6 protein-coding genes are annotated in these 12,600 nt (G+C 39.9%); 1 reads left to right on the forward strand and 5 read right to left on the reverse strand.

Annotated elements, in window-relative coordinates; translation table 11 throughout:
- Positions 1-227 precede the first annotated feature (227 nt).
- Positions 228-638, reverse strand: a complete 411-nt coding sequence (gene arfB, locus OQ5_RS0100825; protein WP_016775670.1) for an alternative ribosome rescue aminoacyl-tRNA hydrolase ArfB — start codon at positions 636-638, stop codon at positions 228-230.
- 122 nt (positions 639-760) lie between these two features.
- On the opposite strand from arfB, the gene OQ5_RS0100830 reads away from it, so the two are divergent.
- Positions 761-4,447 carry a PAS domain-containing hybrid sensor histidine kinase/response regulator gene (locus OQ5_RS0100830; protein WP_016775671.1) on the forward strand — a complete coding sequence of 1,229 codons (3,687 nt, stop codon included), beginning with the start codon at positions 761-763 and terminating at the stop codon, positions 4,445-4,447.
- Positions 4,448-4,490: 43 nt separating this feature from the next.
- Here OQ5_RS0100830 and OQ5_RS0100835 read toward each other — a convergent pair whose 3' ends face one another.
- The 4 genes from OQ5_RS0100835 to OQ5_RS23725 all read right to left on the reverse strand — a co-directional run.
- Positions 4,491-9,089, reverse strand: coding sequence for a hypothetical protein (locus OQ5_RS0100835; protein ID WP_016775672.1), 4,599 nt, complete (start codon positions 9,087-9,089; stop codon positions 4,491-4,493).
- Between the two features lie 28 nt (positions 9,090-9,117).
- Positions 9,118-9,963 (reverse strand): 50S ribosomal protein L11 methyltransferase, encoded by an 846-nt coding sequence (gene prmA / locus OQ5_RS0100840; protein WP_016775673.1) that lies wholly within the window; start codon positions 9,961-9,963, stop codon positions 9,118-9,120.
- Between the two features lie 598 nt (positions 9,964-10,561).
- Positions 10,562-11,317, reverse strand: coding sequence for a triose-phosphate isomerase (tpiA, locus tag OQ5_RS23720; protein ID WP_016775675.1), 756 nt, complete (start codon positions 11,315-11,317; stop codon positions 10,562-10,564).
- A 6-nt stretch (positions 11,318-11,323) separates the two neighbouring features.
- Positions 11,324-12,600 (reverse strand): BT_3928 family protein (locus tag OQ5_RS23725; RefSeq protein WP_016775676.1); only part of this gene is annotated, 1,277 nt, incomplete at its 5' end.

Here is a 12,600-nt window from a genome sequence, read left to right on the forward strand (position 1 = left end):
ATTTTTAGGAGTTGTTCAGAATTTCAACAGACACCAGGTAGTGCTTGTCCATAAACTCGCAAAAATTTTTACAATAAGTGTGTCTCTTCAAAAAGTGTCAGTTGCATGGCTTGTGAAGTTCGAAAATACGGAGTTTACTCATCGTAAATGAGTAATTTTCGGGCGAGCGTAAGTAACGCAGCAAATGGTACTTTATGGACAGCCACTAAGTATGAGCAGAAGCAGCTCTAAATATCCCACCGTCTTCTGTTTTTCTTTTCAGAATGTTTTCTTTTTGTTTCAAGCCTTTTTTCTTTGACTGTTTTTGAGGGTTTAGTGGGTATTCTTCTTTTCACCGGTCGCAGGCCCCACCTTATCAGCGAATAAAAACGTTTGACAGCTTCTTCTTTGTTTTTTAACTGCGACCGGTGATTATCGGCTGTGATAACCAGTTCGTTTTTTGAGGTGAGTTTTCCAGAAAGTCTTGAAATAAGCAGTTCTTTTTCTCTGTCTGACAGAATTGAAGATTCCGGGATTGAAAAACGCAATTCTACCTTTGTATTAACTTTGTTCACATTCTGCCCGCCTGCACCTCCACTTCGTGATGCCGAAAAGCGAAATTCTGATGAAAAATCCCTTTTGTAGCCATTGTATGACATAGTTCTTTTTAACAAATTGAATTTTGGTTGTTATTTTTCCATTATCTGAAGATTGGAAATATAACAAAAATGTATACTTTAGATAATCTTAAAATACTTGATTTGTCAAAAAAGAGTCGTTAATGCTCTATTTTATAAAATATATTGAAGCTGTTTTTGTTTTAATGGGAGTTTTAGTTATCTCTTTTTTGTTTTTTAAGAGAAGAAAGAAACAGAGAGGAGCTGCGACTTCTTTTTATGAATCTGAAGGTGAATTGCTTCCGGGATGGTTTAGTCAATGGGGGGCTTCTCTTATTGTTTTGCTGATAATTTTGGTTGGTTGGCTGGCGACCAATGATGTTTTGCGCTCACAGGAAACTGCCATGAAGCAGTCTCTGATGGATTTATCAATAAATCTGACCAATTCATTTCATCCGGAACATATAGAGTATCTGTCATTTACGAAGAAAGATGAATCATCTGTTTATTATACGAGGATTAGCGATCAGTTAAAAAGTTATTCGAGACTCACTGGAATAAAGGATATCTATACGCTTAAAAAAAGAGATGGCAGGTTCTATTTCGGACCGATGAGTAAAGGCCCGGAAGATGATTTCTACGCTGCACCGGGGGATGAATATTCAGGCCGAGAAGAAATACTGAATAAGGTTTTAACCGACAGAAGTATACAGTTTATTGGTCCGGAGAATGATACATTCGGAAGAAATGTAACATGCTATGTTCCTCTCTTCAATCTTGAAAAGAATGGCGTGTTGATGATTGTCGGCATCAGTATTCCTGCTGACGAATGGAATTGGCACCTTCATCGTGTAAAATTATTGCCTCTTGCTCTTACTCTTTCTTTATTAATTATTGTGATTTGGGGTATTCGTTTGTCCCAACGAAAAAAAGTGCAACAAAGGGGATTTTTTAGCAAAGAAAACTTTCGATATTGGGAAGGAATCCTTGTTTTTATTGTTGGTTTGATAATCACATTGTATTCAGCCAAAATTTCTCAGAAGGAAGGGGTCAGATATCAGCAGGCAGTCTTTTCCCATTCGGCTTACTCCAGAGGGGTAACTGTTGCCCGAACAATGGATATGATTCGTCATTCATTGTCGGGAATGGCTAAATTGTTTTCAGTCAGTGAGGAGGTAAAACGCGAGGAATATGCGGATTATGTTCATCAAATGGTCAATTATTCGTTTATTAATAGTGCCGGATGGGTTCGTCAGGTACCGAATGATGGCTTCAGGGTTGAATATAAGGTACCCGATTCAGCAGAAATTATGAATTTTGGACCTCTTGCATTGGAAGAAGATCCACTCAGACTTACCCCGGTTCTTGAAACACTTTACACCGGATTTATATCTGCAACAAACACTTATACAATTAATGAACACCGGCATGTGGAGTTGTTTTTGCGAACGCAGAATAATAAGCATATAACTAATGGTTTTGTGTTTCTGTCGTTGGATTTGAATAAGTTGGTCGAGAGTATTTCCGTAGAAAATTCGGGTGCCGATAATTATTTCCGAATTGCTCTGTATCAGGTCGATAACGATGAAATGGTAAATAAGGGGCAAAATTCTTTTTCCCAGATTTTTTATCAGAGGCAGAATGAATTGTCGTATGAGTTTCTTGATTTCTTTTTTGGCAAGGTATATAAGATAACTATTGTTCCTGGTCCCGGTTTTTTAGATGTTTACAGCAATAATGGCTTCCTTTCGGCTTTTATTGTCGGTATATTGCTGACGCTTGTTGTTTCGGCTTTCTTTGTGTTTATGATTAATCGTCGTTATCTGCTCGAGAAACAGATAGAAAAGTACTCGTTTCAACTCAAAGAAAGTCAGGAGCGGTTCCTGTCTCTTTTTTCCACCATGTTGGAGGGTGTTGCATTTCATGAAATGTTATACGACGATGCCGGTAATGCCATAAATTACCGGATTCTCGAGGTAAATGATGCTTTTGTACCTCTGACAGGGGTTTCCGGGAAGAATGTTGTCGGCACAGATGCGAAAGCATTATTCGGAAAGGCTCTTTACATAGAAGATTTTCAGAAGGTTGTGGAAGAAAAAGAACCACATATCTTTCAAACGTATTTTGAGCAAACAGACCGTTATTTTGAAATTTCTGTTGCTCCCTGGGGGGCACACGGTTTTGCAACTATTTTTTCCGATACTACAAAACGTGTAAATGCCGAAAAGAAACTAAAGAAAAGTGAAGAAAGGTACAGACTTATTTCTGAGAATGCCGGTGATCTAATATGGTTATACGACCCTGTCAAAGAACGACTCAATTATATCAGTCCTTCTGTGAAAAGGATTTCGGGTTATTCTTACAATGAAGTAATAAGGAAAGGCCTTAAAGAGGTACTCACAGAAGAATCTTTTGAAGAGATTAAGTCGTTGATACCACTAAGGATTACTCGTTTTGGCATGGGAGATGAATCTATGCGGGTGAAGAAAACAAGAGTGAATGTACGTAAAAAGGAGGGCGGTTCAGTACCCATGGAAATTGTTACGACTTTGTTGACCGATGACAGGCAAAGGGTAACCGGTTTGTTGGGAGTTGGAAGGGATATCACCGACCGTTTAAAAGCCGAGGAGGCACTGAAAAAGAGTGAAGAGAAATACCGGCTGCTGGTTGAGAACCAAAACGACCTTGTTGTGAAAGTGGATAAAGAAGGGTATTTTTTGTATGTCAGTCCGTCGTATTGCAAACTTTTTGGAAAAACGGAAGAGGAATTGTTAAATAAGAAGTTTCTTCCACTCGTGCATCCGGAGGACAGGGAAAAAACTACCGAAGCTATGAAAAAATTGTTACAGCCTCCCTATCAGGTAACCATTGAACAACGAGCAATGACCCGCGATGGTTGGAAATGGATTTCCTGGAACGATACCGCAATTGTTGATGAAGAAACAGGAGAAATTAATGAAATTATTGGTGTAGGCCGGGATGTAACCGAACAAAAACTGGCTGAAAAGGCCCTTCAGGAAAGCAGGGAATTGTTGGAGCGACAAAATGAAGAGTATGCTTCACTGAATGAAGAATATCTTACGATGAATGAAGAGTTGACAAGCATCAATGAGGATCTGAGTGCAGCCATTGAAAGAGCTGAAGAAAGTGAAAAGTTAAAAACTGCATTTCTTCAGAATATGTCGCACGAAATAAGGACGCCGCTGAATGCCATTATTGGTTTTTCAGAAATGCTGGGGATGGATTATCTGACCGAGACTGACCGTAAGGAGTTTACTTCGATTATTGTTAACAGCGGACGTCAGTTGCTAGAACTTGTAAACGATATTTTAACCATTTCGGCCATTGAAACACGTCAGGATAAGATCAATATTGCCCCGGTTAACCTTAATGAGGTATTGTCGGAGTTGTATACCATTTTTAAATCCCGGGCTAAAGAAAAGAACCTCACGCTAAAATTGGCAAAACCAATTCCGGATGACCTGCTTCTGCAAACGGACGAACTGAAATTGAGACAGATATTCATTAATTTGCTTGGTAACGCTTTCAAGTTTACTGCCGAAGGAGAAATTGAGTTTGGTTACGACCTTGAAGATGACGGAAATATCCGGTTTTTTGTCAGAGATACAGGTGTTGGTATACCCAAAGCCAAGCAGGAAAAAATATTTGAACGGTTTATGCAGGCCGACAACAGTATTAAAAGCACCTACGGAGGTACAGGTTTAGGACTTGCCATCTGCAAGGGACATGTGGAAATGATGGGGGGAAAAATTTGGCTCGAATCCACTCCCGGTGTTGGTTCTGTGTTCTATTTTTCTTTGCCCCGGCTTGATGACAGTTTTAATTTTTAGAAGTCAGATATTGTAATCTGAATGCGGATGTCCCGTCCCGGGTTCAGTCTTCCTGTGCCTCTGGTATAGCATTGTTTACTTCGTTGTTGTTAGTTTCATTGTCCGCATCCCGGTTATTTACAGGATTGTCTATAACAGGTGCTTCTTCTATTTCATCTATGATGGCATCATCTTCCTCAGGAAGCGGTTTTTCAAAGAATTCCATGAATCTTTTGAGGCGATTATTGTTTCCGATTTGGAACACATAATTATCCTGACCGAGACCTGTCTTCATTTTTCTTTCTTCAATATCCAATGTTTGTATTCCTGTGTTAAATGTTTCGGATGAGGAAAGAATCAGCATTTTTTCATTATTGTAGCTGAAAAAGAACCAGTTATCATTATCTGCCTGAATGTGTATTTCGAAGGAATTGCCACCTCTGCTTCTTGATATTAAGGCTTTAACATCGACTTCTTTGGCAATAGCCTGGTCTTTAATCCATCCGAGTGTTGCTTTTCCATCAGAATAATAGGATCGCGACGGTGTATCCCACTTGAAGTGAATGTCGGTAAAACAGAGGGTATGCTTGATGTGTTCCGGCAGTACTTCAGTAAGTTCGGTAGTTGGCTGCAAAAGGTCAGCTATCTCTTTTGCTTTTTTACTGTTGGTCCATTCTCGTAATCTTTTTTCCAATTTTTCTTTATCCGGTTTTGCATCAGTTGCTTTTGAACCCCGGATGGCATTGGCCATTGTTTGAATGCTGTTGTTATCCAGCATGAAAGATGCCCCAAATAATGCATCGAGTTCAATTATATTGGAGTTTCTGTCATCTTTGATGGTACCGGATGCGTGGAGCTTTACCTGTTCCAGATCGAGTCCCGGATCAAGTTTTCCGCTACCGCTGACAATGCAATCTTCACTATGGAACCGCAAAATATTGCCGGAAGAATCGGGCTGAGCGAGTTTTTCTTTTCGGGCTATTTCGAAGCTTCTTATCTCTTCGTTGTATCTTAGTAAGCCGTGTGCTTCGATGACAGGCAAATTATTCATGCGCTTGCTTTTTTCAAGAAAGGCACTGTAAACATGGGTTGAATCCAGTTGAAGGTAAATATGATGGCTTAATTCTTCGATATCAGTGTTTAGCGTTCTTTCCTCAATGGGGATTTGTATGTCAAAAGGATTGATTTGAGCTTCAAATCTTACGAAATCCTGCGGTCCTTTCTGACTGCATGAGTGTAACAGCTGGGTACCACCGTCAAAGGTCAGGTATTGATCGGTTGCAAGTAAGCTAACATCTCCTTTAAAGGCAAAATGACGGTCAAAAGTAAAGAGTTTGTCTTCGGAAATTTTTCCTTCTGCAACAGTGTGATGATCATCATTTACTGCGATGTTATGAAAGTTAATGGTATAGGTTTTATTATCTCCGTTTATAAAATCGTATTCTCCATATCCCTGGTAGTCGTATTTTCCTTCAATAGTAACATGCGCATTATTGAATTTGTGCCGGGAATCGTTGATTAGAATAAGCGTGGAATCGAGGGGGTCCATTTCGGCATCTTCATGGATGTTGATAATGCCATCGTTTAGAATAATGTTGGCATCAGCAACTTTCAGGTTTGAAACCTCGCTGGCTTTAATGGTTTTCGATTCCATATCGTATACAGCAAGCGGGGCAATAAAATCGAGAGAGTCCTGCCGGCGGTCTGTTGACACAAAGCGGTTGCCCTCAGAACCACTGGCTCCCATGTATATGTCATTGTTATCCATATCCCATGAAAATTCACTAATGTAGGCAATATAGCGGTTATCTGTAAATTCTACTATATTACCAATATCTCTCGATCTGAAACGGCCCTGTCTTTCTTCAAAATTCAGCTGAGCAGCAAGGTTATTGGTTTTAAATGAAACGCCTTCTATATCTTCACCACCAATAAGATTGAAGTCTGCACTATCGGCCATCAGGGCATGGTGTGTCAAATCCATCTTGTCGGATATCAGGTTCGCGTCAGGCATATGCAATTTTCCTTTGGCTTGCAAACCATTAGGGGTATAAGTTAAACCACCTTCAAGAGAAGTCTCTTGCTGGAAAATGTTAAAATGATCGTCAATTTGCCTGGCAAGAAGCTTATCTTCATCCGGCAGATAATTGATTTGTACATTTTTCCCCTGTACATCCGGATATTCAACTCCTGTAGTTTGGGGCTCAATATTAAAGGTATGAGCTACCCCTTTTGTTTCATGGGGTAGGAAGGTAAATTCTTTTGACTCGGAAGAAGTATTCTGGTAATCGAGCCGGCCTTCGCCTTTAAGCCCCTTGTTACTTAAATCGATGTTATGAGTAAAGGTAGCCTTGTTTTGATAGATAGGATAACCGTTGGGCGGCGATTGCTTAACAAAGCCAAGAGAATAATCATTTCTTACCAGGAGCTGGTCTTCAATTACAGGGAATATGTTGCTTTTCAGCTTTCCGTTAAAGACAATGTTTTTACGGTTGAGTTCGTTCAGACTGTCTATTTCAAATGGTTCCAGTTCAAAATAAAAGTCTTCCTTATTATATGCACCATTTTGAATATCAGGTTTGTCATAATACACGTACGAATTTTTATTACTGACCAGCACCGGGAAATGGGGGTAATCTATCAAACCCGATTTGTTATTGGCGGTATCAATTTTCAAATATCCTGAAAGTCCGGCGATTGTATTATCAATTGGTCGTAGCATTGGGCGACCATACTCATCCAGTTTGTCGCTGCCAATATTCATACGCATAGAGTCTATGGTGGTCATATCGATACGGAAATCGTCATAGGAGAAGAAAAATCCGTCACCGAACAATTCAATCATCCCGGCAAGAATGTGACCGTTGAAACTAAAATTTCGGTTGTACTTAAGGGTCACTTGCTGGTTTCTTGGCCGGAAAACAACATTCTGATGATCGCTGATAGATATGCTTTCAACCCCGTTCAGGGCCAGGTCATAATTTCTAAGGTCGAAACGGGCATTTGGCGTGTTTCCCGGAGTTACCGATTTAAAGCGAATGACATCATAGTCCTTTTTACCCATCCTGAACTGAATATAGTCTGTAAGCCTCTCTTGTATCCTTATCGTATCTGTATTCGGATTATAGTCGACAAATCCGTGAAACGATAATTGAAGCACTTGCTGCCGAACCTGGCTCAGGGGCATGTTCAGGAAACGGGCATATTGGTCGGCCGTGAAAGGTTGTTGATCATTATTGTAAAAACAATTTCTCAGCCCGAATAGCGGATGCACGGCATCCATCCCTTGCAGTTTATTGAAAAAGGCTTCACGGTAATATTTCAACGATTCAAAAAATGAATAATTTTGCGCCGAGCCTGGAAGCATACGTAATTCCATATAATTGGAAGAACGGTTCCAGTAAATCACTTCTGAATCAATACTTACTTTGTGATAAGTGTCGAAGAAGGGACTCTTAGAGATTCCTTCCCCGCTTCGAATAAGGTATAGTTCTTCGCCGGGAACCATATATTTAAATTCCAGTCCCGGATGATGAATCTGCCCTGTATCGAGATGAATGGTTGTTTCGGTTTTGCGGCTCAATATTTCATCTTCGCGAAGTGAGAAAACGAGGGATTTAGCACTGATAAACAGTGTATCATTTCTGTAAATGCTTATGGTAGCCGGATTTTCATTTGTTCCTGAACCAAGAAATTTGGCGCCGTGCTGGGAAAAACCTCCTTTGTAATGAATGTCCGGATGAATGTTATTGATCTGAAAAAGCTGTTCGTATGATGTAAAGCGGGGGTAATTACTGGCTGAAGGTTCAGGGATAAACATCACTTTGTGTTTTAAATCTCCTTTAAGCGGGCCGTTAAAGTAATAAGTGTTGTAAAAAGTAACGTTATCAATGGTGAAGTCTGCCCCATTCATATCAATAGTGTACTCATTAAATGTTGCATAAACCTTGTTTTCCGGGAATCCACTTCTTTCCCATGTTATTTTACCCGATTTCCCGTACCACATCCCGGAAAGGATGTTTAATTCTCCGCCGGTATTGAAAACCTCAATACTGTCGTTTCTGGAATGACAGGCCAGTTTTGTCGATTCAATTTCCAGATAAAGCGTATCTTCCGAGAATCTGAATGCATACTTTGGATTTCTTGAGTACCAATCGGTGCCTGAAGTGCTGAAGATTTTGCGTTCATCAATTATGCCTTTTGTTGTTTTCAGCAGTTCAACAAAGTGGCGTGTATAATACCTGGGTTGATTCAATAATGTAACGGCAGCTTCTTTCCAGGTCAGGAAATTCCGGTCGGGCTGGTCTTTTTCAACAAAGGATTGGATTGTGGTGAGAAACAAATGGTAATCGGGGAAAGCTCTTGCCTTTTTTTCGTATAACAGGTCGGATATTTCGATAATTGTTTCTTTGACTTCTTCGTGGGTTGAGGGTGACTGCCAGAATTCTTCAAATTGGTCCAAAAAGTCGTCGGCTCTTTTACGTTCTGATGAAGCTTTGAAAATGGTTTCTATTTTTTCAAAATATCCTGCCTGGCCTGCAGGAGAGAAGTGTTTTTCCTGGGCTCCGGAGGAAAAACTTAGTATAAAAGAAATGAAAGCAAGAAAAACAAAACGGTATTTGTCACGTGGAATTATCTGCTGGAAGTGGTAAAATTGCTTCATATTTTAATAACGATACACCGATAAACTTTTACTTTTTTCTATACGATACAGCCATCCAATTGTTCTGTTCTTTTGTCAAAAGATGTTCCCATTTCAGCGACCGGGCTATATTATCGATTTTTTCAAAATCTTCTTTATAGAAACCACTCAGAAGTACATAACCCTTGTTTTTCAGGGCATGGTTATAATGCGGCATATCTTCCATGAGAATATTCCTGTTGATATTTGCCAAAATGATGTTAAAGGAAGATTTTGTTTTGAGAAGCGAAGCGTCCCCCAATTCTATTTCCATGTTTCGGATGTTGTTGAGTTCAAGATTATCCCTCGCATTATCAACAGCCCAATGGTCCGTATCGATGCCGGTAACTTTGGATGCACCAAGCATAGAGGCAAGAATGCCAAGAATTCCTGTTCCACACCCCATGTCCAGAACATTTTGTCCTTCTATTTTCATTTCCAGCAAATGCTCCATCATGAGGCTTGTGGTTTGATGATAACCGGTGCCAAAAGCCATTCGGGGTTCAATCAGTATTTCAAATTGTGTTTTTTGAGACGGTCTGTCATGAAAAGGAGAACGAACAAGACATTTTTTGCCGATAATGATGGGCTTGAAATAGTTTTTTTCCCATTCTTCATTCCAGTTTTTTTCTTCCAGTTCTTCGGCTGAAATGTTAAAGCGGTAGCTGGAATTGCTGAGAAAGGGCAGAACTTCAGGCGTGAGGGGAAAATATTTTTCCGATGGAATATAAGCTTCAATTCCTTCGTCTGTTTCCATGAAGCTGTCGTATCCCAGTTCGCTTAACCCGGCAATCAGTATCTCACATGCTACAGAGTCGACAGGCTGGATGCTGATGGTCGTTTTGATATAATTCATTCGTATAACATTTGATTTTTAAGACTTAATAGAACTGGCATGTTAAGATTTAAACATATATTTAGGAAGACTCTGTCACATTCGTTTCATCTTACATCTTTTATCTAAAAATCTAAGTATCTATTATGGCAAACTTTGCCATGCTCGTTTCATCTGGAGATATAAATGGGGAGAACCGGAAATTTTGGCTTTCGCGGGGAGCCAGGTTTAAGCGGACCAGACCTTTTTGGTTCCTTTTTTGGGGCAATGTCAATAAAGAACAATGGAAAATAAATTTGAAATAGAGGTTGCTGACTTTTTCAGCAACCTCTAATTAGTCTTTGTCTATAAACTCGCAAAAAATTTTTCCAATAAGTGTGTCTGTTCAGAAAGTGTCATTTACAAGGCTTGCGAAGTCCGAAAATACGCAGTTTACTCATCGTAAATGAGTAATTTTCGGACGAGCGTAACAGAGTAAATGGCACTTTATGGACAGACACTAATTAACTGTTTATTTAATTTATGGCATAAACTACAACTATCTCATCATTAAGTCTTTGCACTGTTTTATCTCTGCATTTAGACTTTTCTGACAGACAATTGTTGTGTTATTCTCTGTCTAAAAGGCAGCAATAATACCACGGAAATCATCGGCTTTCAGAGAAGCCCCGCCAATAAGTCCGCCGTCAACATCAGGATTGGCAAACAACTCTCTGGCATTGGACGGCTTACAGCTTCCGCCGTAAAGAATGGATATCTCATTAGCCACTTCCTGTCCGTATTTTCCGGCCAGCGTTTTGCGTATGAAAGCATGCATTTCCTGAGCCTGTTCCGGTGTTGCTGTTTTGCCGGTTCCGATGGCCCATACAGGTTCATAAGCGATAACAATCTTTTTAAAGTCATCGGCCGACAGGTGGAACAATGATTCCTCGATTTGAGATTTTACTATCTCAAAATGTTTGTTGGCTTCTCTTTCTTCCAAAACTTCTCCGATGCAAAAAATTGGTGTTAAACCGTTTTTCAAAGCAAGATCGGTTTTGGTTTTTAACATGGCATTATCCTCATGGTAATAAGCCCTTCTTTCGCTGTGGCCGAGGATGACATACCCGGCTCCGGTTGATTTTACCATTTCGGCAGAAACTTCGCCGGTATAGGCACCCGATTCGTGATGGGCACAGTTTTGAGCAGAAACCCCTATCAATTCCGGGTCAACTATTTTGCAAACTTCGCTCAGATGAATAAAAGGAGTTCCTATAATTACTCTGCAATTGGGTTTTTCAGCCTGCAAAGCATTTTGGAGTTCTTTTGCCAGTTCTACTCCCTCCCGGAGTGTTTTGTTCATTTTCCAGTTTCCGGCTACAATGTTTTGTCTCATTGGTTTTTATTGTTTTATTGTTTTACTTGATTTTAATATAAGCATAGCCAGCAGAACAAGCAATACTGCATGGCCGAAAATTATTAAACTGTCTTTCTTGTTTTGCTGTTGCGTCAAAGCAAAACTTAATGGTTGTTCAATCTCCGCGGCAGGAGGCAGGTCATTGTAATGCCATTTGCCTGCTACTGTTCCGTCTATAATCAGCAACAAACCCGGATTTGAACGGATAATAGTTTTCAGGTTTGTTTCGTCTCCCTGAAGAAACTCAAAGTTGGTTTTATAAAGCGCATTTATTTTTTCAGCATCATCCAGTGTTGATGCTGTTACCACATAAAAATCCGATTGGTTTTCTCTGGCTGTTTGCTGTATTTCGGCTAACCTGATGGCTGTTTTTTCCTTGAGTTCAGTAATTGAAGGAGAAATAACAAGAAAAAGCGGTTTTTCCATTTCCATCAGGCGGTCGGTTATATTGCCCTCTTCAGTATGTTGCAGAACGAAATCATAGATAGGGGGCCGATAGCCTTCACTAACAAGTTTTGTTTTACTCTCGATAAATGTCCATGTAGTGTCTTCATACGGATAATTATCTTCTGTAAATTCTTTTTTAACACCTTCTTTTTCCAGGATGAAAGTGGTTTTATATTCTGGCTGGGGAGCATCTTCGGGAATTTCCATTCCTGAAGGAATGTGGCTTCCTATTGCGTAGGGTCTGAAATCGAGCAGTGGAAGGTGGCGCAGGCCGTAGAAGGAAATGCCTGATATATAAATGACCATTAATGCAAAGAAAAGTCTTTGAATATTAATAGAATAAGGGGAGACCAGCTCATTTCTTTTCCAGAATAAATAAGAGGCAAACACCAGGATGATAATGTTTTTCCAGAATGTCTGCCAGTTGGTCAGCTTAATAGCATCGCCAAAACAGCCACAATCCGAAACAGGATTGAAAACGGCAAGCACAAGCGTAAGTAAAGTGAAGAATACCAGGAAAATAAACGAAACAATGGTGGTTTTTCGCGGAAAAACATTGAAAACCAGTAAAATGCCAATAGTAAATTCAAGTGAAGCCAGTCCAATACTAAAGGGCATGTTTAACGGCATGAGCCATTCCATGTGAAATGCCTGGAAATAATCGTGAAATTTGACAGCTCCGCCTACCGGGTCTACTGCTTTAACAAATCCTGAGAATATGAAAGTAGCTCCCACAAAAATACGGCTGAAGAATCGTAATACATTCCACATTTTTATGTTGTTTTTTAAAAGTTCGGTTAGATTTACAATATATC

This window comes from Anaerophaga thermohalophila str. Valhall, assembly GCF_000250735.1.
GTDB lineage: Bacteria > Bacteroidota > Bacteroidia > Bacteroidales > Marinilabiliaceae > Anaerophaga > Anaerophaga thermohalophila_A.